Raw genomic sequence first — 22,443 nt, forward strand, 5'->3', positions numbered from 1 at the left:
CGACCCATGCAGGAAAGAAGGGCGCGTCAGTCTCAAAGGTCTGGGACTGTTCTCTCGGCAGATGTCGGTGGGTCCTTCATTCGGCTTGCGCGCTCCACCCATCCGGGAAATATCGAGCTTCTCGAAAAATTGCCCACTCCAGCTGACAGCTGGGACGAATTTGGTCGCGCGCTGGAAACCGTACTGCGGACTCACGCGTCGAACGACGAGTGGCCACTTGCTCTCTCCATCGCCGGTTTGGTCGATCCGGACACGATGACTGCTCTGTCGGCAAATATTCCCTGCATTACAGGTCACAGGCTGAGCGTGGAACTTGGCGAGCGATTGCAACGTCGGGTCATCGCGGCCAATGATGCCGACTGTCTGGCGCTTGCCGAAGCGATCGAAGGGGCGGGTAAAGGACACGACATTGTTTTCTGTGCCGTACTTGGCACAGGCGTCGGCGGCGGGCTGGTTGTCGATGGTCGGTTGGTTCGAGGTAAGGGCGGACTGACAGGCGAATGGGGACACGGTCCGATCCTCAACACATCCGTAGAGATTAACGGACAGGCTGTAGCGGTCCCGCGCTTCAGTTGCGGCTGCGGGCAAAGCGGTTGTGTCGATACCATTGGCGGCGCGCGCGGGATCGAGAGACTGCATCGCTTTCTGAACGCTGCCGATGCAACGAGTCATGGGATTATACAGGACTGGCTCGCCGGCTGCGAGAAGGCTACGAGGACAGTCTCCGCCTATCTCCAGCTGGTTGCCGATCCGCTGGCTGCCGTTGTCAACATAACCGGCACATCGATCATTCCGGTAGGTGGCGGACTTGCCACGGCGTCCGAGCTGATTTCAGCGATTGACGAGGCGGTGAGAGCCCGAATCCTGCGCAAGACGGAGCAGCCTATAGTCGTTCCCGGAATATTCGGCAGCGACGGCAGTTTGGTCGGGGCAGCAATATTGGGGCATCAGGCGTGAGCGTGTTACTCGAAGTCTGCGTGGATAGCGCCGAAGGCCTACATTCGGCGATCGAAGGCGGCGCGGATCGCATCGAACTCTGTTCCGCCCTTGACCTGGGCGGCTTGACGCCCTCGCAGGCATTGATGGAGCTTGCTTCAAAAGTGCCGATTCCAGTCTACGCTATGATCCGGCCCCGTGCGGGCAGCTTTTGTTTCTCGGCTGAAGACGAAGCCATCATGGCGGCAGATATCAACAATGCCAGAAATGCCGGTTTGGCAGGCGTCGTCCTGGGCGCTTCGCTCGGGGACGGTTCCCTGGATGTTGCCTTGCTGGAAAGACTGATCGCGGAAGCAAAAGGTCTCGGAACCACGCTCCACCGCGCCTTTGATCTCGTGCCCGAAGCAGAAAGAGCGCTGGAGCAGGCAGTTGCGCTCGGCTTCGAACGCATCCTGACATCCGGTCTTTCGCGAACCGCGGAAGACGGACTGGACAACTTGCGGCGGCTGGCGGGAATAGCCGACAAGCGCATCAGCATCATGCCAGGCAGCGGCGTCAGTCCGGGAAATATAGGTCGGATACTAGAAGTAACCGGCGCGACGGAAGTTCATGCTTCATGTCGCGTTTCAGTCGAAGAAAAGGATTCTCGTGCAATCGCCTTCGGTTTCGCTGCAGAACGATCCTTTCGAACGTCAGCCCGGCGCGTAAGGGAGCTAAAAGCCGCAATCGGCCATATATAAAGGTCGTTGATTCCAAATTCCGCGTCTGCGGCGGTGCTGCTTGTGCGCTCCGGCCAGTTCGTGGAAAAGGAAATTCCTATACACTTCGAGGTGACATCTAAACCCTATTGCTACTCCGAAAGAGTTTGAGTAGAAGTGACATCACATCAAGAGTTGGGGCGACGCCCAACGCCAACCTGCCTCTCCGGGCAAGGTGGTACTCTCTTTAAAGGGAGGATGTGGCCAAACCGGCAAATATACGGATGAAGCCACTCGCGTCAGCTCCAACATAAACTAGGGACCGACGCGACATGCCGATTAAAATTCCTGACGATCTGCCAGCAACCAGTGTTCTCGAGGCCGAGGGCGTTATGGTGATGCGAGAAGCAGATGCCATTCGTCAGGATATTCGTCCGCTGAAGATCGGTCTTCTCAACCTGATGCCTAACAAGGTCACCACCGAGACGCAGATTGCGCGCCTTCTCGGCGCGACGCCGTTGCAGGTGGAGCTGACCCTTGTTCGGATCACCAATCATGTGGCGCGCCACACGCCCGCCGATCACATGCTGTCCTTCTATCAGCCATGGGAAGACGTGCAGGATCAACGCTTTGATGGCTTTGTCATCACGGGTGCTCCGGTCGAGCGTCTCGAATTCGAGGAAGTTACCTATTGGGACGAAATGCAGCGTGTTTTCGACTGGACCCAGACCCATGTGCACCGGACGTTGAATATATGTTGGGCGGCGCAGGCCGCTGTGCATCATTTCCATGGCATGGGCAAGTATGAACTGCCGAACAAGGCGTCAGGTGTCTATAGCCAGCGCAACCTTGCGCCGTCTTCGCCATACCTCCGCGGATTTTCAGACGATTTCAAAATCCCGGTTTCACGCTGGACCGAGGTACGCAAAAGCGACATTCCAGCGAATAGCGGGCTGAAGGTGCTGGTTGACAGTCCGGAGACGGGCCTCTGCCTGTTGGACGACCCGCTTCACCGCTCACTGCATATGTTCAATCATGTGGAGTATGACACCACATCGCTTGCCGATGAGTATTTCCGCGACATTCAGGTCCAGCCTGACACGAAGGTTCCGGCAAACTATTTCCCCGGAGACGACGCGACGCGCCAGCCGGAAAATCGCTGGCGCAGCCACGCGCATCTTCTGTTCGGAAACTGGATCAACGAGATGTACCAATCGACGCCATACGACCTTGAAAAGATCGGGAAGCGTTAAGAGCGCATAGCAAGGACAGCGCGACCAGAACGGACCCTGTCCAGGGCAGGGTCTGCAACGATATGTATTCTAACGCAAGCCCGCCTGTCGCCGTGCCCAAGGCCACGCCCAGATGCATGGCGGAGAGGTTGATCCCGACACCGGCCTCTGCCGTTTCGGGATCGGTCGCAATGAGAAAACTTTGTACCACCGGTGATATCATCCAGCTCAAACAAGCCCAGATCATCAATACCGCACCGAAAGCAGTGCTGGAGCTGATCGCAAACGGTATCGCCATCAACGCCGTCAGGTAGAGGAACGGTGTCAGCACGACGGCCAGTCGCGGCGATAGCTTATCGGCGAGCAGACCGCCGAGATAGCCACCTGTCATGCCGGCCAGTCCAAAAGCCAGCATGGCCCATATAATTCTCTGCGAAGAGATATGCACTGCTTCCAGAAGGTAGGGTGCGAGATAAGCGAACAGCACGAAGTGGCCGCCAATCATGAGGATGGAAACCAGCTGCGCCGATACCAGCCGGAAGGACCTCAGGTGCGGCATATAGGGCGGCAAGCCGCGCTGGCTGCGCCCCGTGCTGGCCAATGCCCACATTGAAAGGAGCTGAACCAAGGCTGCTGCGGATGCGAGGCACAAGAAAACTGCGCGCCAGCCCAGCCACTCATTGACAATCATTCCTGTGGGGACACCTGCAACCATCGATCCGCTGATACCCATGAATATGATTCCGATGGCGCGCCCGCGCATTGCCGGATCGACCAATTCCGTCGCCAGCATCGTGGCAATCAGGCAAACGGCTGCGCTTGCCGCAGCCATCCCGATACGCGCGGCAAACAGGACCCCGTAGTTGGGGCTCAAGCTCGCGGCGATATTGCTCGCGATGAAAACACCCAACGCAGAGACCAGAATAGCTTTCCGCTCAAGCCGCGTAGTGAGGATGAGCAGCAGCGGAGCGGCAAGCGCAAAGGTAATCGAGAAAATAGACGTCAGTTGGCCAGCGGCGCTGACGGAAACGTCCAAGCCGCTGGCGATGCCTGGAAGAATACCTACAATGATATTCTCGGCGGTGCCGGTAACGAACGTCGCCAGCGCCAGCACAAATATCCGGATGTCCATGTTTGTCGTCCCTTTCATGGTAACACCATGCGGGCGACCAATGTCCCGGCATGGCGATGTTGCATGCCGGGTTTCGAGGCAAAGCTTCGGTTATCCCTGATATGATCTCATAACATTCAAACGGGCGTCTTGCCAGCTTCGAGGGCCATTAGCTGGCTGCACGCGCCAGCCATCTGTGCCAGTCGTCTTCCGAACCGTGGAAGACGTTGAGGTCGATCTTGCCGTTAACGCCCTGCGACAGGCCCGATCCAGAATACTGCCAGAAGGTCCATGGGCGCCCCGGATAGACCTTGGACGGATGCTGGGCAACTGCACGCAACCAGAAAGGATAATTGGTGAAAGCACCTTTCAAATTGTCGTCGTAGAAATCCGGGGCAGTATAGATGATCGGTCGCTTGCCATAATGCTGCTCCAGCTTGTCCATGAAGACCTGCATCTTTTCCCGCACCTGTGCCGGAGATGGCCGTCTCTTGCAGGAAGAATCGCCGTTCCATTCCACATCGATGACTGGAGGAAGCGCATCGGCTTCCTTGGGAACATTGCGGATGAACCAATCGGCCTGCTGGCTTGCTACACGGCACCAATAGAAGAAGTGATAGGCGCCACGCTTGATGCCTGCCGCCTTCGCCTCGCGCCAGTTCTTGCGGAACATGGGGTCGAGATGATCTCCGCCGTCGGTTGCCTTGATATAGGCGAAGTTTGCGCCCTGCGTGCGCAGTTTCGCCCAATCAATATCGCCCTGCCAGCGCGATACGTCCACGCCATGCACTGCCAGCTTGCGCGGCGACGAGCGCCCGAAATTGATGGGTTTCGCATCGCGAAAGCGATGGCTGTAAATTTTGGAGCGCTCCTGCGGTGCAAGGCGAACAGGCGGATAGGCTGCAACCTCCGGCGTGGGCACCGAAATCCGGGCCTGCGGACGTTCCTGTGGCTGTGGTCGCGGCGTAAGGGGAGCTGGCGGCTCCGCCTTGAACGGACCGGCATCTGGAATAGGGCCAGCCCATGCCAGCACTTCTTCCTGACTTGCCGGAGGCATTGGCTGGGGCGTGCTCGCCATTTCGCTCAAGGGGGCGGGTGGAACCGGGCGGACCACCGAACTTGTGGTCTCGGCCGAGGTTTTCGACTGGAGCATGATGCTGTCGACGCCCGAGCTTGACGTACAGCCCGTCAAAGCGGCGCAGGCAAGGGCAATGACTGATACAACCGAAGAACGCATGAGCACCCGTAACGCAAAACAAATGGGCTGCAACGCTCCTCCCGAGCTAATTGCTATTCAAAGCTTACGGGGAAAAGCTGAATCCAAAGTTTACGAAATTGCTAATGCGAAGGCTCTAAATCGACTGTTTGAGAATTTTTATCAAGGCTGTTGCAGATTTCTCCAATGTGGTTTCATCAAAGCCTGAAAAACCGAGGATAAGCCCCTGACGCGGTGTCAGTTTCGTAAAAAGCGTCGATAGCGGATGAACCTCAATGTCAGCCTCTGCCAGAACGGATGCGAGATCTATGTCGCTTTGCCCGTCTGGCAAAGCTAGCAGCAAGGATAGTCCGGCAGGTGGGGCTTCAATTCGAAACAGGTCCGGTTCACCGGGTGCAAGTGCTGCTATGAGTTTACGGCGGCGCGAGGCATGGATGCGGCGCATACGTCTTATGTGCTGCGCAAAAGCTCCTGTTTCAATAAATGCGGCTAGAGCTGGCTGTGCCAGCGGCGAAGGCGCGGGAAACAAAGTCTGCCGCAATTCTCGAAATTGGGCCACTTTATGCGACGGCACGATCAGAAAACCGAGCCGCAAGAGAGGCGAGAAGACCTTGGAGAAGCTCCCGATATAAAGAATACGGTCAGGGTCCAGCGACAACAGTGCCGGGAGAGGCTGGCCTACATAACGATGCTCGCTATCGTAATCGTCCTCGATGATTATCGCGTCCCGTTCTCTTGCCCAGGCAATCAATTCCAGACGGCGCCCCAATGTCATGGTTACGCCTGTCGGGTGATGTCGCGCAGGTGTAACGAAAGCGCCGCGCGCATCGTCAGCCTTGTCCCGGCCGGCGGAAACGTCGAGGCCTGCGCCATCAACCGGCACAGGAATGATGTCGAGGCCATTGACACCCAGGATTTTGCGCGCCGGTGGATATCCCGGTTCTTCCATCCACAGCCTGTCGCCAGGGGCGAACAATGCTTCCCGGACGAGTGAAAAGGCGTCTGCGCTGCCGCCGGTTATGATGATCTGCTCCGGCGACACGATCATGCCGCGCCATTCGTGCAAATGCCGGGCCAACGATGAACGCAAAGGATAAAATCCAAATATATCGTCGCTGCTCAACAGGTCCGGGGAAGGCTTGCGCCAGATGCGCCCCAGTAGTTTTCCCCACTCATCGTGAGGGAAATGCTCGCTGTCGAACACGCCGAGGCGAAAGGGTTTCGGGTGCTCCTGATGAATCTGCGGCTGGCTTATTACGCGGACGGGCAGTTGATTTACGGTCAGGCTACTATCGGGAAGCTCCGCAGTGACATGGGTGCCCGACCCCAGCCGTCCCTCCAGATAGCCTTCGGCAATCAACTGATCGAATGCTGCGAGGACAGTTGTTCGCGACAAGCCCAGCTCCAAAGACAAGGCGCGGGTGGACGGCAGCCGGGCATTGGGCTTTAGCCGTCCAGCCAGAACGGCTTGCCTGATCTGCTCTACCAATTGGGCGGTAAGCGGAATATCGCTGGTGCGATCTATACCGAGTTCTGGAAGTGTATTGAAAATTGGCATCTTCGAAATCGCTTGAAGTGGCTATTTTATTAAGGCCACTATGCAGGCAATTTGGCCGGACATAAAGGAGAAATATCGGCCATGACGAAAGCCCCCACCGAACGCAGCCGCGTAAAGCGCCTGCACGAACGCGGCGCCTATGACGCAGCCACGGTTCATGCAATCATCGATGCCCAGCCTTTGGCGCATGTCGCCTATGTGTTCAACGGAACGCCCTATGTCACGCCCACGCTTGTCTGGCGAGAAGGCAATTTCATCTACTGGCATGGGTCGTCCGCCAGCCGAATGCTGGAAAGCTGCGATGAAGCTGAAGTCTGCGTCAGCTTTACGCTGCTCGACGGGCTGGTGCTTGCCCGATCCGCGTTTCATCATTCCTGCAATTATCGTTCGGTCATGGCTTTCGGGACAGCACGCAAGGTTTCGGAGGTCGCGATGAAGGAACATCACTTGCGCAGTTTCGTAAACGGCCTCTTTCCCGGCCGCTGGGAAGGACTGCGCCCGATAATGGCAAAGGAGTTGAAGGCCACCATGCTCCTCGAACTGGAACTGAACGAAGCCTCGGCGAAAGTCCGTTCGGGCCCGCCAAAGGATGACGAAGCCGATTATGCGCTACCGATCTGGGCAGGCGTCATTCCGATGACCACGCAGATGGGTGCGCCGATCGATGATGGACGCGTTTTGCCCGGCGTCGCCGCGCCGCAAGGCGTTACGCAGTTCGGATATGTGGCGGAAGCCGCCGAATAAACAGTCGGGATTTTAAGCAGGTCCGAGAAAGAGATGCGTCTCGGACTTTGCGATACCGTCCATCGCCCGGATACCTGTTACAAGCCGGTGAAATTCATTCATGTTGGGAACCTCGATCTCGGCGATCAGATCCCACGTTCCGTTGGTGGTGTTCACTGCTGAAAATCCGGGATTTTTACGCAATGTCGCGATCACGCTTTTGATGTTTCGTCCGGTGAGTTCGATCATCATGATGCCGCGGATCATGTCGGTCGAACCGTGGTCTTTCAGCCGGACCGTAAACCCTGCAATCACGCCTGAAGCGATCAGGCGTTCCATCCGGCTCTGAACCGTGCCCCGCGCCACCCCAAGAATGCTCGCAAGCGTCGGGATCGACGCGCGTGCGTTGATACGCAATTCCGAGATTAATCGCTGGTCCAGATCATCCATCGCCACATCGCCCTTTGACGATTTCGCCAATTTGATTGCGTTTATCGCAGATTACTGGACATTTCTATACAGAATTAGCGTTTTCGTTGATCCTTTGCTCCGTTAGCGTGCTTGAAAACAACAAGCCGGATAAGCAGCAACCCAACCGGCAAGGGGAATTCGGAGGTGGATCGATGGAGCTTTCTTTCTCCCGCGCCCGGATAACCGGGGCGCGACGGTCTTGTCCGTTCCGAATCTGTTTTCCCGAGAGCTTTGCCGCCGCCTGTCAGGCGTCGGTGATCTGGAAAGATGCGCCCGACCGGGCGTTCGGAACGGGCATTGCCCGTGATCGCGTTAGGGTCACCTAGGAGAAAACGAAATGAAAACTCTTCTGTCTTCACTTATTGCCGCGGGCATCGGTGCGTTGATGATGCTTGCACCTGCTCATGCTGACGATCTCGAAAAGGTCAAGCAAAGCGGCGAATTGCGTATCGGGATGAGCGGCGTTTTTCCGCCATTCAGCTTTGTTGACGGCCAAAACCAGGTTGTCGGCTTTGACGTCGATATTGGCACGGAAATCGCCAAGCGCCTTGGTGTGAAGCCAATTGTCGTAACCACTGCGTTCGATGGTATTATTGCGGGTCTGCGCGCGGGCAAGTTCGACGTGGTCGTCGGCAGCATGAGCATCACCCCGGAGCGTGAAAAGGCCGTCGATTTTGCTGGCCCATACTACCGCGGTGGCCGAGGAATCTTCGTGGCCGAAGCTTCGCCAGTCAAGACCATGGACGAACTGAAGCAGGGCAAAACCATCGCCGTTACACTTGGCGAAACCAGCGACAAGTGGGCGCGCGAGCAGGGCGGCTGGACGGTTCGCACCTATAAGGGCATTCCGGAATTGCTGCTCGAGCTTCGCTCGGGCCGTGTAGACGCCATTGCTTCGGATGATATCCCGATCCTGATCGCCATCAAGGAAAGCGGCGAAAAGGTTCGCCAGCTCGACACCCCCGAGCTTCAGGGCACCGACAATGTCGGCATTGCTCTGCGCAAGGGGAATCCCGAACTGAAGGATGCGATCAACAAGGCCCTCGACGACATGAAGGCCGACGGCACCTACGAGAAAATCTCCATGAAGTGGATCGGTCGCGACATCCGCTAACCCTATGGAACCCTTGCCGGGGCGACAGTTAGAATGAACGTCCCGGCAACATATCTTTCCGGCTTGGTTGTCCAGACAGGAAAGGGGAGATGATGAATTTCTCTTTGATGGCGGAGGTCTTTCCATATTTTCTGGAGGCCGCCCTGATTACCGTCGAAATCTCGGTGCTCGCCATTCTTATCGGTTTGAGTGTCGGTGCACTTGCCACTGCCGCGAAACTGTCACGCTTCTGGCCATTGCGTTTCATCGGAACGGCTTACGTGAGCGTGTTTCGCGGCACACCGTGCCTGTTGCAACTTTTCGTTCTTTATTTCGGCGGACCGCAGATCGGCATCAACCTTGAGCCCTTCGCTGCCGGTGCCATCGGTCTCGGACTCAATATCGGCGCCTATTACGCCGAAGCCATGCGAGGCGCCATTCTGACGGTGGATGGCGGCCAGAACGAAGCTGCTCGCTCCATCGGCTTCAGCAGCGGGCAGTCCATGCGCTTTGTGGTGCTGCCGCAGGCAGCCCGCCTCATGATCCGCTCTCTGGGGGTCAACACGGTGATGCTGATCAAGGGTTCCGCCCTGGTTTCGGCGATTTCCGTCGTTGAATTGACCTATACGGCCCAACGTTTCATCGGCTCGACCTATCGTCCGTTTGAGATTTTCGGCATCGCCGCCGCCATTTACATGGTCCTCATCTATATCGTTGCACGCTTCGTCGATTTTCTCGAAGCCCGCTATGCGCTCAAATAGGCGGTGATTTCATGCAACTCGATTTTTCCATCGTCCCGCCCTATACCGAACTCCTGATGACCGGCGTCTGGTGGACGCTTATCATTGCAGTGTCGTCATCGATCGTCAGCTTCTTCGGCGGCATCGCCTTTGCCTTGCTTGTTCTCTACGGACACTGGCTGGTGCGTTATCCTGTCCGCTTCTTCATCTGGCTTTTCATGGGAACCCCGCTGCTTTTGCAGCTCTTCCTGCTCTATTACGGCCTCTCGCAGATCGGCATCAACATTCCTGCCGTGTGGACCGGTATTATCGGCCTTGGCCTGCATTTTGCGGTCTATAATTCCGATCTGTTCCGCACGGCGATCCTGACTGTCGATCCGGGGCAGAATGAGGGCGCACGTTCGTTGGGTTTCGGCAGCGCCCAGACCTTGCGCTACATCATCGTGCCACAAGCCGTTCGCAATGCGCTGCCGCAGGTGGGCAATAATCTGATTGCTCTTCTGAAAGACACGGCGCTTGTGTCGGTAATCGGCATTACCGAGCTGGTTCACGCATCGCAGCAGGCGATCAGCGAAACCTACAGCCCGTTTGAATTCTATATCACTGCCGCAGTGATCTTCTACGTACTCAATCTCATCCTGGAAGCCGGATTGCACTGGATGGAAAAGAAAGTCGAGGCTTACCGATGAGCAACAGCAAACCCATGGTGGAAGTGCGCGATGTCCACAAGGCTTATGGCGCACTCGAGGTTCTCAAAGGCATCAACCTGTCGGTTGAACGCGGCCAGATCATCGCCATTATCGGTCCTTCCGGTTCCGGTAAAAGCACGCTGCTTCGCTCGATCAATCATCTGGAAACAGTCAATTCAGGCCAGATACTGCTGGATGGTGTTCAGGTAAACCAGCCATTGAGCGGACGTGCCTTCGAGCGGCATATCAATGCCGTGCGCCAGCAAATGGGCATGGTTTTCCAGCACTTCAACCTGTTTCCGCATCTCAATGTGATGGAGAACATCACGCTTGGGCCTATCAAACTGAAGGGCAAGAGCAAGCAGGAAGCACAGGAACTGGCCGTTTCGCTTTTGAAGAAAGTCGGTCTGGCCGACAAGGCTTCAATGTATCCGTCGCGTCTGTCAGGCGGACAGAAGCAGCGTGTGGCAATCGCCCGCGCGCTTGCCATGCAACCGAAGGTCATGCTGTTTGACGAAGCGACTTCAGCGCTCGATCCGGAGCTGGTCGAGGAGGTCAATCAGGTCATGAAACAGCTCGCGCAGGAGCATATGACCATGCTGATCGTGACCCATGAAATGCGCTTTGCCGCTGAAGTTTCCGACAAGGTGCTGTTCATGGACAAGGGCGTGGTGGTCGAGGAAGGCAAACCGGACGTGATCTTCACCAATCCGGAAAATGAAAGAACGAGAGCGTTCCTGAGAAAGCATCTCAACCAGTAAATCGACGCTAAACCAGATTGTGAAGATCCGTCTGTGCCTTGCCCAAGGTACGGAGACGGAGAACTATTGAGCGAGGAAAGACCGTGGCAAGCCCCAATGAATGGAATCCGACGGAACGGGTGCGAGAACTCTCCTATCGCATGGTGAAATGGCCAAGCGAAACCGGAACACCGGACGAGGCAGCGTTCGGCCCGAAGCTTGCCGAGCTCTTGCGCGAGATTCCCTATTTCCAGAAAAATCCCGACGATATTGCCGTCATCGACAGTCATGGTTTCCCGATGACCAAAAACGTCATCGCGGTCGTTCGCGGCAGGGGACGGCGGACTTTGGCGCTGGCTGGCCATTTCGACGTGGTGGAGACCGGCAATTATCGCGATTTGAAGCATTTGGCTTTTGAACCGGACGCCTTGCTGGAAGCGCTTCTGGCAGATCTTACCAGTCGACCTCTCGCACCGAACGAGGAAAAGGCTCTCGCCGATTTTCAGAGCGGAAACTATGTCCCCGGACGCGGCATGCTCGACATGAAGAGCGGGGTTGCCGCCGGTATCGCTGTATTGGAACGTTTCTCGCAGCAGCCGGATCGGGAAGGCAATCTGATCCTGTTCGCCACCCCTGACGAAGAGCGCGGGTCGCGCGGAATGCGCAGTCTGCGCGACGCCCTGCCGGAACTTGCCGAACGCTGGGGCCTCGATATCGTTGCCGGTATCAATCTGGATGCAACAAGCGATCAGGGTGACGGCGCAGAAGGCCGCGCCATCTATCGTGGTACCATCGGCAAACAGCTTCCCTTTGCTTTCGTGGTCGGGCAACCGTCCCATGCGAGCTATCCGTTCGAAGGTGTCAGCGCGCATCTCATCGCGTCGGAAATCATGCGAGCGGTCGAAGCCAATGCGGCTCTCTGCGACGCGGGTGACGGTGAGGTTTCGCCGCCTCCTATCTGCCTTGAAGCGCGGGATTTCCGTGGTGGTTATGAAGTGACCACGCCGGAACGGACGTGGGTTGCATTCAACTGGCTGACCCATTCCGTCTCGCCCGACGCATTGTTCCAGCGGTTCAAGGCGGTTGTGGGCGAGGCTCTGGATCGTGCAATCACCCATTTCAATGTCGAGGCGAGCCGGTTTGCAAAGCTGGTCGGCAGCGAGGCGAACGTCAATCACAAGGGCCGAATTCTGACCACAGCGGAGTTGCGCGAGGAGGTTCGGCGCGTCGGCGGCGATGCGGCGCTGGAACGGATCGCGGTGCTTGAGGCTGAACTTTCAAGCAGCGACAACCCGCTTCTCATTACGCGGGAACTTGTGGACCGTATGGTCGCTGAGGCGCGTGTTACCGGCCCGACGGTGATTATCGGCTTTGGAAGTCTCGTCTATCCGCATGTTCGCATGGGAGATGAAACGGCAGAGGAACAGCGTTTTGCTGAAGCTCTGGAAACCGCACGTTTGGAGGCGGAGCGTCAGTTCGATACGACAATCCGGTATCGTGAAATCTTTGCCGGTATTTCCGATATGAGTTTCTTCGGTCATATGCCGGATGCGGCGGATAGTGAAGTCATCGCGGCCAACACACCGGCAGCGCAGTTCATAGACCGCGCCAATCCGAAGGCGCTTTCGTATCCTGTGGTGAACATCGGTCCATGGGGCCGCGAGTATCATCAGCGGCTGGAACGGGTCTACGCTCCCTATGCCTTCACGGTGCTGCCGCAGTTTCTTTATGACATAGCCGCACGCTTCCTAAAGGCCGGCGGATAAACCAGTGTGGGGCTACCCGAAGGATATGGATTCCGACAAGCTCGTATTGAGCTGCGTGAAACGGCGTGCTGATCGAGTCCGGCGCGCCGTTTTTCTGAAGCGACGGCCGTCCATGCCGCCTGTTCCGCCCGCGTTGCGGAAGGTATAGAGCTGCTGGCCCGGCGAATGTGGCAAATCTTGTAATTTTCGGAACGCTTGGGTTCAGCCTGAGTTCATGTGGATTACGATAACGGATTTGTGAAGTCGCCGGAATTTGTCCCAATTCAGTGGGTACCGCTGGCGGCGTGCAGTGTCTTTGCCTGCGAATCCGGGGCAGACGCACATCAATTCTGCCTTCCAGAAGGAGAAGGATATATGTCTATTCGTTCGAAGCTTCTTGCCACGGTGGCGGTGCCGGTTCTCTCGGCCTCCATTCTCGCGCAGCCCGTGCTCGCGGATACCCTGACGGCTCCAATCCTGTTGGCACAGGAGAACGGAAACCAGCCGTCCGATGAGCAATTGCTGCAGCAACAGCGCGAGGCCGACGAACAGCAAAAGGCGGCGGAGGAAGAAGCGCGCCGGGCTGAGGAGCAACAGCGTGCTGCCGAGCAGGAAAACCGTCGGCAGGAGGAAGAACAACAGCAGAAAGCGGCTCAGGAAGAAGCCCAGCGTCAGGCGGAAGAGCAGAAGCGTGCTGAAGCAGAGGCTCAGCGCCAAGCAGAGGAACAACAGAAGGCAGCAGAGCGCGAGGCGCAGAAGCAGGCCGAAGAACAGGCCAGACAGGCTTCCGAGCAGAAAAAAGCCGAGGAAGAGGCGCAACGTCAGAGCGAACGGCAACAGAAGGCTGCGGAAGAAGAAGCGCGGCGGCGCGCCGAAGAACAGAAGAAGACCGAGGAAGAGCCTGCTCGCAAGGCCACTCAGTCTCAGGAACAGGCCGCGCCCGTCGAAAAGCCGGTGAAGGAAGCTCCAGCAGTTGAGCCGGAAGTGAACCCCGAACAGCCTGCACCCGAAAAGCCGAACAATGATACTCCGGCTCCGCAAGCGGAAAAGCCAGTCAAGCAACCGGCAGAAGCATCTCCGGCGGTGCCTCAGCAGAAAGAACCGGTAGAAGAATCCATCGTTGAACATCCCGAAGAAGTTCCCCCGCAGGAACCGCAAGCAACAGAGTCTCCGCAGAATGATGCTCGGCCCGCACAGCCGGTTGAACAGCCACAACCGGCCAAGGACCAGCAAAAGCCAGCGCCGGAAATAGTCGACCAGCGCTCGACCGAAGAAAAGCAAGAGATTGCCAAGGATCCCACGAAAACCGACGACACGGTTGTCTTGCCGGTTGAAAACGGCGCCGCCATTCTCGACAGCGACAAGGATGCCGACAATTCCGGGGGAAGCCAGTCGCGTGAAGAGCGCCGCAAGCAGCGCGAGCAGCAGCGCTCCGCTGAGGAAAACACACCGCCGCCCGCAAACGATGCGGCTGCGCAGGTCGCTATTCCGGAAGAGGTTAAGGCAGCGCTGCCGCAGAAGATCGAGGCAAATCTCAAGGAAGAGGGCACTCGTATCAAGGACGCGCCCGTCTTTGCCGTGCCGGAAACCACCAATATCGTCAACAACACCGTGGTCAACAATACGGTCGTCAACAATACGACAGTGAATAACGTGACGAATAATGTCACGAATGTCAAAGTAATCGAGGAAGTGGATAATCGCGTTATCCTCGACGTGGGAGACCGCATTTTCGTGCGCGGCGATGATCGCCCGAGGCTGCGCCGCGACGCCGAGCAAACCTATTATGATGAATTGCCCCGCGGACGCACCCGCGAAACCATAGTTCGCCCAGGCGGGAACCAGATCGTCACGATTTATGATCGTTACGGCGATATTCTTCAGCGCTCCCGTATTGATCGCGACGGCAACGAATATTTGATGATCTATGCGCCTGAATATGATGAGAATCCGCGCGCTTCGATCATCGATGTTGGCTATGAACTGCCCCCGATGCGCCTGACCGTGCCGGTAAGAGATTATATCATTGACGTTGCGGACGATCCGGACCGCGATTTCTACGACTTTCTCGCCATGCCGCCGGTGGAGCGCGTGGAGCGGGTCTATACAATAGATGAAGTTCGTCACTCTGCCCGTTTGCGTGACAAGGTGCGCCGCATCGATCTGGATACGATCCACTTCGCGACGGGCAGCGCCGAGGTTTCGATGTCGCAAGCCAAGACCTTGCGCAAGGTTGCGACTGCCATGCAAAAGGTACTGGCAAAGGACCCGGGCGAGACCTTCTTTATCGAAGGACATACCGATGCGGTCGGGTCGGATCGCTCAAATCTGGTCCTGTCGGACAAGCGCGCTGAATCCGTCGCCAGCCTTCTGACGGAAGTTTATGATATCCCGGCCGAAAATCTCGTGACACAGGGCTACGGCGAACGCTTCCTCAAAATTCGCACGCAGGCAGCAGAACAGGAAAACCGCCGCGTCACGATCCGTCGCGTGACGCCGCTTGTCCGCCCGGTTGCACAACGTTGAACAAAAATACCCGGATGCAGTCCTCGCGTCCGGGTATTTCCGTGGAATTGATGTGGGTCAGGCAGTCTTGGGCTGGGCCGCGCTTACTTGCGCGAGCAACAGTTCGCTCACCGGGCGCGGCTTGACTGCCTCAATCTGCACCATGAGTTCCGCGATTTTCTCCGCTTCGCAGACACCGCACTCGTAAATCTGTATGATTTCTCGTGCCATCTCGTCTTTATGGGGAGAGGTGATGGGGCAGCGCGCCAACGCTTCGCACGATTTCACATAAGCCGCTTGCAGCTTTTCCAATTCGGCGGGTTTGAAGCGCCCCAAGTAGTAGTCTCTCGTAAATGGCATGCTATGCATTCCGCATGTGGCTGGCTGACAGATCACTCCACCCGCCGCCTATAATCCGCGCAATCAACTCTATTAAATATAGCCGATTGCAAAACTTTATATGCAAGAATTGTTTACTTTATGTAAAATATTGATCTGTGGCAAGTGCGTGGGAATTACATAGCTGTCCTTCGTCCGGTCGTTTCAGACCGCAGACTGACCTCAAGTACGTGTGAGTTCGAGCTGGGCTACGATTTCCGCAATTTTTTCCGGATCGTATTCACCGGCTTCATATGTACTTATGATCACACGCGCCAGTGTTTCCTTATCATCGTGGGTGGTGGGACACCGATCCAGAAAAGCGCAACAACGATTATAGGCGGCCTGAAGCACCTGAAGATCGCCGGGCGCATATGTTCCTTGATATCTATTACCGCGAAATGGCATTGGGGGCCTCCCCGTTTTACTGATTGAACCGCTAATTTGAGGGGAAAGCAACCAATCGTTTTGTGACGGAGCTATCAGACGCATCACGATAGTTTTTTTTTGGCAAAGGCGCTTTTCCCGATACAAAGAACGATAAACACCGGTCCCCCTATCTCGGCTGGAAAAGCGCTGTAAGTTCGTTGAAAGCTGGTTGAAAGCTTGCCTGCGCTAACCATTCAACACCGATTGAGGAATCGGGATCAGGAGGAGCCCGGCTTTGCCGGGTCGACAAGAGCTCTCGGAGGAGCATAAATGAAAATCTCTATCAATTCATGCCGTCATCTGTTTGGCGCGGCCGTTATTGGTGGCGCGATGGTGTTTGGCGCAGGCGCGGCCCATGCAGAAAAGCTGACCGTGATCGTGGGCGGCATGGAAAAGCAGATTTACCTTCCCGCAGTGCTGACGGAAAAGCTCGGCTATTTCAAGGATGAGGGTCTTGATGTCGAGCTGATCAACAGCCGCGCTGGCGTGGATGCGGAAAACGAGCTTTTGGCCGGTGCGGCCCAGGCCGTCGTCGGTTTTTACGATCACACGATCGACCTCCAATCGAAAGGCAAGTTCATCCAGTCCATCGTCCAGTTCAGCCAGGCGCCGGGGGAGGTGGAGCTGGTATCCAGCAAATATGCCGACCAGATAAAGTCACCAGCCGATTTCAAAGGGCATACGCTTGGCGTCACCGGTCTCGGCTCTTCCACTGATTTCCTGACCCAGTATCTTGCCATGCGCAATGGCTTGAAGCAGGGCGATTACACGCTGCTGCCGGTCGGAGCGGGCAATACATTCATTGCTGCTTTCAAGCAGGATGCCGTGCAGGCCGGGATGACCACCGAGCCGACCGTCGCCAATATGCTCAAAAGCGGCGATGCCAAGGTGCTGGTCGATATGCGCACGCCGGACAAGACCATCGAGGCGCTCGGCGGCCCCTATCCGGCAGCATCGTTCTATGTGCAGAGCGCCTGGCTTGAAACGCACAAGGAAGATGCGCAGAAGCTTGCCAATGCTCTGGTCAAGACCATGCGCTACATCGCTTCGCACAGCGCCGAAGAAATCGCCGACCAGATGCCCAAGGATTATTATGTCGGCGACAAGGACCTTTATGTGAAGGGACTTGCCGAGGGCAAGGCGCAGTACACGCCGGATGGCCGGATGCCGAAGGATGGCCCAGAAACCGTGCTCAAGGTTCTGGCAACTTTCAAGAAGCCGCTTCAGGAAAAGCAGATCGACCTGTCGAAGACCTTCACGACCGAGTTCGTGGACAAGGCCAACGCGACGCTCGACGCTGCGAAGTAAGCCGCTCGACTGACGTTCGCATCAACGTCAGTCCCGCTGCCTTCAACAAATTCAACTGCATTGCAGGCGCGCAATAACAAATTATTGCGCGCGGGCGGTGCCACGTTCCGCGAGGACCCCATGCTGATGGAAGCCCCTAAGACCATTGCGCGTGAGAAAGCTGCTGCAATCGCGCTCAACAATGTGACCCGCCGTTTCGTCACCCCCGATGGCAAGATGATGACGGCGTTGCGCGATTTCACGATGAATGTCGCGCAAGGTGAATTTGCCTGTGTCGTCGGCCCGACCGGCTGCGGCAAGTCAACGACGCTCAATCTTGTAACTGGTCTCGCCAAGCCAAGCGCAGGCGAGGTTCGCCTGATGGGGAAGCCGATCGAAGGCATCAGCCGCGATATCGGTTTCGTGTTTCAGGCAGATGCACTTTTTCCCTGGCTCAATGTCATCGACAATGTGAGCGCCGGTCCGCGCTATCGCGGCATGGGCAAGGAAGAGGCTTATGAAAAGGCACGCAGCTGGATCGCCCGCGTCGGCCTGGCCCGCTTTGAAAAGCACTATCCGCACCAATTGTCCGGCGGCATGCGCAAGCGCGTGGCGCTGGCGCAGACCTTTATCAACGAGCCGAAAATCCTGCTCATGGATGAACCGTTCAGCGCGCTCGACGTGCAGACGCGCACGCTGATGCAGGGTGAGTTGCTCGATCTCTGGCAGCAGTCTGGCGCATCTGTCATTTTCGTCACGCACGATCTTGAGGAAGCCATTGCGCTGGCTGACAAGGTCTATGTGCTGACCGCCGGTCCCGCCACGGTCAAGAGTGTCTATGACATCGATATTCCGCGCCCTCGCGTCATGGAAGACATCCGCTACGACAGCCAGTTTGTCGATATCGCCAAGGTCATCTGGGACGATTTGCGCGAGGAGGTGCAGATCGGCCAGAAGCGCGTCCTGGCGAACGGAAACTAGAGCGCATTTCGATCCGATAAATCAGATCGGCGCTCTAATGGTTTGTTTTTACGCGCATCTTGTCCGAAAACCGTTTCACACTTTTCGGGATGCGCTCTCATCGGAGAATACGATATGACAACACAAACTCTCTCCGCGTCAGTAAACTTGCAGGCGAATGCAAGTGGTGAAGAGCTTGCACGCACCGAAGCAAAGTTTCGCGCCGATGTGCGCCGCCGCCGCACGGTGGTTATTCTCGTGCGCCTGGCCATTCTCGTCGCCGTTCTGGGCGGCTGGGAACTGGGTGCACGCACCGGCCTGATCGATCCATTCTTCTTCGCAAGCCCCTCTGGCATTGCCGACCAGATATGGATATGGGTCACCGAAGGCACCTCACAGGGACCGCTTTCCGAACAGATCATCGTCACGCTTGAGGAAACAGCGCTCGGCTTCCTGATCGGCGCGGTGGGCGGCGTCATCTGCGGCATTCTGCTTGGCCGCAACAAGTTCCTTGCCGATGTGTTCTCGATCTATATCAAGATCGCCAATTCCATCCCGCGCGTCGTGCTGGGTTCAATCTTCATCATTGCGCTCGGTCTCGGCATGGCCTCCAAGGTGGCGCTCGCCGTCGTCATGGTGTTCTTTGTGGTCTTCGCCAATGCGTTTCAGGGCGTACGCGAAGCCGACCGTTCGCTGATCGCCAATGCGCAGATTTTGGGTGCATCGCGATCGCAGATCACGCGCACCGTCATCGTGCCGTCGGCCATGAGCTGGATTCTGGCAAGCCTTCATGTGAGTTTCGGTTTCGCGCTCGTCGGCGCGGTCGTCGGTGAGTTTCTCGGTGCCAAGAAGGGCGTCGGCCTGATGATTTCAACAGCACAGGGCACGTTCAATGCCAATGGTGTCTTTGCAGCCATGGTCATTCTGGCGGTCCTGGCGCTTGTGGTGGAATACATCATCACACTGGTCGAAAACCATCTGGTGAAATGGCGTCCGCAGGCGCTTTCCGAACAGGGAAGCTGATAGCCGGATAAAGCCAATTGCGTCAGGCGGCGGGCAAGGTGACAGTCACCGTAAGCCCGCCGCCTTTCGTTTGCGAAAGCGCGACATGGCCACCCGCTGCATCCGCGACCTCGCGCACGATGGCAAGGCCGAGCCCGCTTCCATCCGCGACCGTGCCTGGAACACGATAGAAACGTTCGAAAACATGTTCATATTCGCTCGTCGGGATGCCGGGCCCGTTGTCTTCGACCCGGATATGGATTGTCTGCCCATCCTGATCGACCGCAAGTGTTACCCTGGCGCCTTCGGGCGTATAGGTGAGGGCGTTGTCCACCAGATTGACGATCATCTCGCGCAGCATCGTGCCATCGCCGGAAATGATCGGCTTGGTTCCCTTAAGCTCGAACCCGAGATCGATCTTGCGGTCGAGTGCCTTGCCGGCGAGGCTTTCCAGAATTTGCGGTCCCGCTTTGGCAAGATCGACACGATCGGCGCGCGGGCGCCTGCTGCCGGGTTCCGCACGCGACAGCGTCAGCAATTGTCCGGCCAGCCTGGATAGCTGCATGGCCGTTTTCTTGATGCCCGCCAGAACCTCCTTGCGGTCATGTTCATCCGCTGCCCGTTCAGCAAAGCTGGCCTGTGTAGAGAGCGTCGCAAGCGGCGTGCGCAACTGATGGGCCGCATTCTGGATGAAACGGTGCTGTGCCGACATTTGCCTGCGCACTCGTTCCATATATTGGTTCAGCGCCGTGACGAGCGGTCGAAGTTCGGTCTGGACCGTCCGCGGATCAAAAGGCTCCAGTTCGGAAATGCGATTGCGGACTTCATTGCGAAGCCGGATCAGCGGACGCAACACAAAGCGCAAGCCCAACAGCGACAGGGCTCCGGCGACGACGATGAGCAGCGATTGCTCCAGCACGGAGTTCAGCCACAGTTCCCGCTGCATGGCTGTATAGCCCGCAAGCGTCACGCCCACGACGACATCGACCGTCTGCGGCAGATCGGGCGGCGCTGCAACGGGATGGCGCAGAACGACCAGACGCAATGGATGATTGCGATAGGTGCCCTTATAATGAAGCGGATCGTAATTGGCGATCTCGGTCGGCTTCGGCAAATCGGGAAACCCCGCCAGCAGATGCCCATCGGACGTCTCGACACGATAATAGACCCGGTCGCCATATCCCGTTGAAAACATCTCCAGCGCCACTGGCGGAATGACGGCATCGATGGCATTGTGTGAAGCGGCGGTTGCTTCGCCGATGGCGCGGGCAGAAGCCGTCAGCATCCGGTCGGACACGATGCCTGCCATGTTTTCCGCGGCGCGCCATGCGGTCCACAGATTGATCCCGGCGACAACAAGCAGCGGGATCACGATCCATGAAACGAGTTGCGCGCGCAGGCTTTGGGAGAGGCGCGTGAACAGCTGTTTCATCTCAACTCGCTTCGCGCAAAAGATAGCCGAGTCCTCGCAAGGTTACGATTTCGGCTCGGCTACCCTCCAGCTTCTTGCGGAGCCGATGAATGTAAATCTCGATGGCGTTTTCGTCGGTCTCGCTGTCGAAATCGTAGATACCTTGAACAAGCGTTGTCTTGCTGACAGTGGTCCCGATGCGCCGCAAGAGCTGTTCCAGAACTGCATGTTCTTTAGGCGCAAGCGATAGCGGATCATCTCCAAGCGAGAACAGCCGGGTATTGGTGTCGAAACGTAAGAGGCCGCAGGTGACGACGGGCGCGGTTCGCTGGCTCGCGCGGCGAAGATGGGCACGGATACGCGCTTCGAGTTCGCTTAGCTCAAAGGGTTTCGCCAGATAGTCGTCAGCACCGGCATCCAAACCGCGGATACGACCGTCCAAACTGGCATTGGCCGTGAGGATGATGACAGGTACTTCGTTGCCCTTGCTGCGGACTTGTTCCAGCACATCGAACCCGGTTTTGTCAGGCAGACCGAGATCGAGGATCACCAGATCGTACTGGGTGAAGGCGAGCGCCTGTTCCGCATCGGCCCCATCGTGCACCGTATCGACGTTATAGTTCGACTGCTGCAGGCTTTTTGCCAGCCAGTTTGCGAGGGTGAGATTATCTTCGACGAGCAGGATGCGCATGGCTGACGATGATAGTGATTTCAGTCCCAGGTCAAGAAGCTTCGCCGTTGAATCGATGGATGAGGTGAATATCTTCCGGCTCGCGCTCGAAAAGCACAGGATCGGGCCTGGCTGCGATTTCCGCGCCCTGCTTCATATAGAAATCGATTGTCCGCCGCGTCGGCGTCGCAGAGATATAGAAACCTTTGGCACCTGCTTCCTTCGCTGCGGCCATGCTGTTCCGATAGAGTTCGCCCGCAAGGCCAAATCCACGGACTGCTTTGTCGACATGCATAAAACCGAGCTGATGGAATTCCGGATAGAGGCCGACGGGACGCACATCGGTAATCGCTATAGCAACCAAAGCACCATCCACTTCGGCACCCAGAAAAATGCCGTCGTGATCGTAGCAGTCGAGCAGGATCGGCGTGTAGATTTCCGCTTCGCCTTCCGGCCAACCGCGCACATCGTAGAACCTAGGCTCCAGCACAAGCTGACCGTCTTGCAGGCGATACATTTCCTCAATGATCTCGCTGCGATCGATATGCCAAATGTCCATCACTTCGCTTCTTCCAAGCGGACGTATGATAAAATTTGCGAGCTTCTTTGTCTGCACCATGGACGCTGCCCCGAAAGTTCAATTCGCGCACGCACTATCGCTTCATTCATCAATACTCAAGGGAAGCGTGCAGCCAGGATCAGACTTTCCAATTTGCAGTATGAAACATGCCATATTGCAAAAACTGGCGATAATTTTGACCACTATCGGGGCTACTCCTCGCCATTCGTCTCGGGTACTGCTCAGTACAGGTGCGAGGAGTATTGAGGCGTGCGGGAGGCGGAAGCCAA

At 57.0% G+C, this 22,443-nt stretch carries 22 protein-coding genes and 1 riboswitch; of the genes, 13 read left to right on the plus strand and 9 right to left on the minus strand.

The genetic code is table 11. From position 1 onward, the window contains the following. Nucleotides 1-6: 6 nt before the first annotated feature. From F9K78_RS14325 to metA, 3 genes are all read left to right on the plus strand, one after another. Nucleotides 7-957: an ROK family protein gene (locus tag F9K78_RS14325; protein WP_121985098.1), complete on the plus strand. Its 951-nt coding sequence runs from the start codon at nucleotides 7-9 to the stop codon at nucleotides 955-957. Then, on the plus strand, nucleotides 954-1,676 hold the full coding sequence (locus F9K78_RS14330; RefSeq protein ID WP_121985097.1) for a copper homeostasis protein CutC: 723 nt from the start codon (nucleotides 954-956) through the stop codon (nucleotides 1,674-1,676). Before F9K78_RS14325 ends, F9K78_RS14330 begins: the two co-directional genes overlap by 4 nt. 138 nt (nucleotides 1,677-1,814) lie before the next feature. Next, a riboswitch (SAM-I-IV-variant riboswitch) is annotated at nucleotides 1,815-1,924 on the plus strand. 42 nt (nucleotides 1,925-1,966) lie between these two features. Then, a complete protein-coding gene (gene metA, locus F9K78_RS14335; protein WP_121985096.1) occupies nucleotides 1,967-2,887 on the plus strand; it encodes a homoserine O-acetyltransferase MetA in 921 nt (306 codons plus the stop codon). On the opposite strand, the gene F9K78_RS14340 is transcribed toward metA, so the two are convergent. From F9K78_RS14340 to pdxR, 3 genes are all read right to left on the minus strand, one after another. Further along, a complete protein-coding gene (locus F9K78_RS14340; RefSeq protein WP_235925430.1) occupies nucleotides 2,832-3,980 on the minus strand; it encodes an MFS transporter in 1,149 nt (382 codons plus the stop codon). The genes metA and F9K78_RS14340 overlap by 56 nt on opposite strands. Before the next feature lie 166 nt (nucleotides 3,981-4,146). Beyond that, entirely contained in the window at nucleotides 4,147-5,214 is a 1,068-nt protein-coding gene (locus tag F9K78_RS14345) for a glycoside hydrolase family 25 protein (protein ID WP_121985094.1), read from the minus strand. A 115-nt stretch (nucleotides 5,215-5,329) separates the two neighbouring features. After that, nucleotides 5,330-6,751, minus strand: coding sequence for a MocR-like pyridoxine biosynthesis transcription factor PdxR (pdxR, locus tag F9K78_RS14350; protein ID WP_121985093.1), 1,422 nt, complete (start codon nucleotides 6,749-6,751; stop codon nucleotides 5,330-5,332). An 81-nt stretch (nucleotides 6,752-6,832) separates the two neighbouring features. Between pdxR and F9K78_RS14355 the strand changes: the two genes are divergently transcribed. After that, entirely contained in the window at nucleotides 6,833-7,495 is a 663-nt protein-coding gene (locus tag F9K78_RS14355; RefSeq protein ID WP_121985092.1) for a pyridoxamine 5'-phosphate oxidase family protein, read from the plus strand. A 12-nt stretch (nucleotides 7,496-7,507) separates the two neighbouring features. Here F9K78_RS14355 and F9K78_RS14360 read toward each other — a convergent pair whose 3' ends face one another. After that, nucleotides 7,508-7,924: an Lrp/AsnC family transcriptional regulator gene (locus F9K78_RS14360; protein ID WP_121981565.1), complete on the minus strand. Its 417-nt coding sequence runs from the start codon at nucleotides 7,922-7,924 to the stop codon at nucleotides 7,508-7,510. 358 nt (nucleotides 7,925-8,282) lie between these two features. Here F9K78_RS14360 and F9K78_RS14365 point away from each other — a divergent pair, with 358 nt between their 5' ends. The 6 genes from F9K78_RS14365 (at nucleotide 8,283) to F9K78_RS14390 (ending at nucleotide 15,478) form a co-directional block, all read left to right on the plus strand. Then, nucleotides 8,283-9,059, plus strand: a complete 777-nt coding sequence (locus F9K78_RS14365; RefSeq protein WP_121985091.1) for an ABC transporter substrate-binding protein — start codon at nucleotides 8,283-8,285, stop codon at nucleotides 9,057-9,059. Nucleotides 9,060-9,151: 92 nt separating this feature from the next. After that, entirely contained in the window at nucleotides 9,152-9,799 is a 648-nt protein-coding gene (locus F9K78_RS14370) for an amino acid ABC transporter permease (protein ID WP_121985237.1), read from the plus strand. Nucleotides 9,800-9,810: 11 nt separating this feature from the next. After that, nucleotides 9,811-10,467: an amino acid ABC transporter permease gene (locus F9K78_RS14375; protein WP_121981562.1), complete on the plus strand. Its 657-nt coding sequence runs from the start codon at nucleotides 9,811-9,813 to the stop codon at nucleotides 10,465-10,467. Further along, nucleotides 10,464-11,228 (plus strand): amino acid ABC transporter ATP-binding protein, encoded by a 765-nt coding sequence (locus F9K78_RS14380; RefSeq protein ID WP_121985090.1) that lies wholly within the window; start codon nucleotides 10,464-10,466, stop codon nucleotides 11,226-11,228. The genes F9K78_RS14375 and F9K78_RS14380 overlap by 4 nt, the downstream gene beginning before the upstream one ends. A gap of 140 nt (nucleotides 11,229-11,368) precedes the next feature. Next, nucleotides 11,369-12,973, plus strand: a complete 1,605-nt coding sequence (locus F9K78_RS14385) for a M20/M25/M40 family metallo-hydrolase (RefSeq protein ID WP_121985236.1) — start codon at nucleotides 11,369-11,371, stop codon at nucleotides 12,971-12,973. 354 nt (nucleotides 12,974-13,327) lie between these two features. Then, a complete protein-coding gene (locus F9K78_RS14390) occupies nucleotides 13,328-15,478 on the plus strand; it encodes an OmpA family protein (RefSeq protein WP_121985089.1) in 2,151 nt (716 codons plus the stop codon). Nucleotides 15,479-15,535: 57 nt separating this feature from the next. Here the strand turns inward: F9K78_RS14390 and F9K78_RS14395 are convergent, their stop codons facing one another. Beyond that, on the minus strand, nucleotides 15,536-15,817 hold the full coding sequence (locus tag F9K78_RS14395; RefSeq protein WP_121981559.1) for a hypothetical protein: 282 nt from the start codon (nucleotides 15,815-15,817) through the stop codon (nucleotides 15,536-15,538). Between the two features lie 201 nt (nucleotides 15,818-16,018). Further along, nucleotides 16,019-16,243: a hypothetical protein gene (locus F9K78_RS14400; protein ID WP_121985088.1), complete on the minus strand. Its 225-nt coding sequence runs from the start codon at nucleotides 16,241-16,243 to the stop codon at nucleotides 16,019-16,021. Between the two features lie 303 nt (nucleotides 16,244-16,546). Between F9K78_RS14400 and F9K78_RS14405 the strand changes: the two genes are divergently transcribed. The 3 genes from F9K78_RS14405 (at nucleotide 16,547) to F9K78_RS14415 (ending at nucleotide 19,534) form a co-directional block, all read left to right on the plus strand. After that, nucleotides 16,547-17,572, plus strand: a complete 1,026-nt coding sequence (locus F9K78_RS14405; RefSeq protein WP_390887000.1) for an ABC transporter substrate-binding protein — start codon at nucleotides 16,547-16,549, stop codon at nucleotides 17,570-17,572. A 120-nt stretch (nucleotides 17,573-17,692) separates the two neighbouring features. After that, nucleotides 17,693-18,532, plus strand: coding sequence for an ABC transporter ATP-binding protein (locus F9K78_RS14410; RefSeq protein ID WP_121985086.1), 840 nt, complete (start codon nucleotides 17,693-17,695; stop codon nucleotides 18,530-18,532). A 114-nt stretch (nucleotides 18,533-18,646) separates the two neighbouring features. After that, nucleotides 18,647-19,534, plus strand: a complete 888-nt coding sequence (locus F9K78_RS14415; protein WP_121985085.1) for an ABC transporter permease — start codon at nucleotides 18,647-18,649, stop codon at nucleotides 19,532-19,534. A 22-nt stretch (nucleotides 19,535-19,556) separates the two neighbouring features. Here the strand turns inward: F9K78_RS14415 and F9K78_RS14420 are convergent, their stop codons facing one another. From F9K78_RS14420 to F9K78_RS14430, 3 genes are read right to left on the minus strand one after another with little or no spacing between them, the layout of a single operon-like run. Beyond that, nucleotides 19,557-20,945 (minus strand): sensor histidine kinase, encoded by a 1,389-nt coding sequence (locus tag F9K78_RS14420; RefSeq protein WP_121985084.1) that lies wholly within the window; start codon nucleotides 20,943-20,945, stop codon nucleotides 19,557-19,559. A gap of 1 nt (nucleotide 20,946) precedes the next feature. Then, on the minus strand, nucleotides 20,947-21,615 hold the full coding sequence (locus F9K78_RS14425; RefSeq protein WP_121985083.1) for a response regulator: 669 nt from the start codon (nucleotides 21,613-21,615) through the stop codon (nucleotides 20,947-20,949). A gap of 31 nt (nucleotides 21,616-21,646) precedes the next feature. Further along, on the minus strand, nucleotides 21,647-22,153 hold the full coding sequence (locus tag F9K78_RS14430) for a GNAT family N-acetyltransferase (RefSeq protein WP_235925435.1): 507 nt from the start codon (nucleotides 22,151-22,153) through the stop codon (nucleotides 21,647-21,649). Nucleotides 22,154-22,443: the final 290 nt, after the last annotated feature.

The sequence above is a fragment of the Brucella pseudintermedia genome, from assembly GCF_008932435.1.
Classification (GTDB): Bacteria; Pseudomonadota; Alphaproteobacteria; order Rhizobiales; family Rhizobiaceae; genus Brucella; species Brucella pseudintermedia.

Excerpts from the sequence above, each read along its gene's own strand:
- F9K78_RS14325 (WP_121985098.1), top strand. The coding sequence starts at position 7 with ATGCAGGAAAGAAGGGCGCGTCAGTCTCAAAGGTCTGGGACTGTTCTC.
- metA (WP_121985096.1), top strand. The coding sequence starts at position 1,967 with ATGCCGATTAAAATTCCTGACGATCTGCCAGCAACCAGTGTTCTCGAG.
- F9K78_RS14345 (WP_121985094.1), bottom strand. The coding sequence starts at position 5,214 with ATGCGTTCTTCGGTTGTATCAGTCATTGCCCTTGCCTGCGCCGCTTTG.
- pdxR (WP_121985093.1), bottom strand. The coding sequence starts at position 6,751 with ATGCCAATTTTCAATACACTTCCAGAACTCGGTATAGATCGCACCAGC.
- F9K78_RS14355 (WP_121985092.1), top strand. The coding sequence starts at position 6,833 with ATGACGAAAGCCCCCACCGAACGCAGCCGCGTAAAGCGCCTGCACGAA.
- F9K78_RS14360 (WP_121981565.1), bottom strand. The coding sequence starts at position 7,924 with ATGGATGATCTGGACCAGCGATTAATCTCGGAATTGCGTATCAACGCA.
- F9K78_RS14365 (WP_121985091.1), top strand. The coding sequence starts at position 8,283 with ATGAAAACTCTTCTGTCTTCACTTATTGCCGCGGGCATCGGTGCGTTG.
- F9K78_RS14370 (WP_121985237.1), top strand. The coding sequence starts at position 9,152 with ATGAATTTCTCTTTGATGGCGGAGGTCTTTCCATATTTTCTGGAGGCC.
- F9K78_RS14375 (WP_121981562.1), top strand. The coding sequence starts at position 9,811 with ATGCAACTCGATTTTTCCATCGTCCCGCCCTATACCGAACTCCTGATG.
- F9K78_RS14380 (WP_121985090.1), top strand. The coding sequence starts at position 10,464 with ATGAGCAACAGCAAACCCATGGTGGAAGTGCGCGATGTCCACAAGGCT.
- F9K78_RS14385 (WP_121985236.1), top strand. The coding sequence starts at position 11,369 with ATGGTGAAATGGCCAAGCGAAACCGGAACACCGGACGAGGCAGCGTTC.
- F9K78_RS14390 (WP_121985089.1), top strand. The coding sequence starts at position 13,328 with ATGTCTATTCGTTCGAAGCTTCTTGCCACGGTGGCGGTGCCGGTTCTC.
- F9K78_RS14395 (WP_121981559.1), bottom strand. The coding sequence starts at position 15,817 with ATGCCATTTACGAGAGACTACTACTTGGGGCGCTTCAAACCCGCCGAA.
- F9K78_RS14400 (WP_121985088.1), bottom strand. The coding sequence starts at position 16,243 with ATGCCATTTCGCGGTAATAGATATCAAGGAACATATGCGCCCGGCGAT.
- F9K78_RS14410 (WP_121985086.1), top strand. The coding sequence starts at position 17,693 with ATGCTGATGGAAGCCCCTAAGACCATTGCGCGTGAGAAAGCTGCTGCA.
- F9K78_RS14415 (WP_121985085.1), top strand. The coding sequence starts at position 18,647 with ATGACAACACAAACTCTCTCCGCGTCAGTAAACTTGCAGGCGAATGCA.
- F9K78_RS14420 (WP_121985084.1), bottom strand. The coding sequence starts at position 20,945 with ATGAAACAGCTGTTCACGCGCCTCTCCCAAAGCCTGCGCGCGCAACTC.
- F9K78_RS14425 (WP_121985083.1), bottom strand. The coding sequence starts at position 21,615 with ATGCGCATCCTGCTCGTCGAAGATAATCTCACCCTCGCAAACTGGCTG.
- F9K78_RS14430 (WP_235925435.1), bottom strand. The coding sequence starts at position 22,153 with ATGGACATTTGGCATATCGATCGCAGCGAGATCATTGAGGAAATGTAT.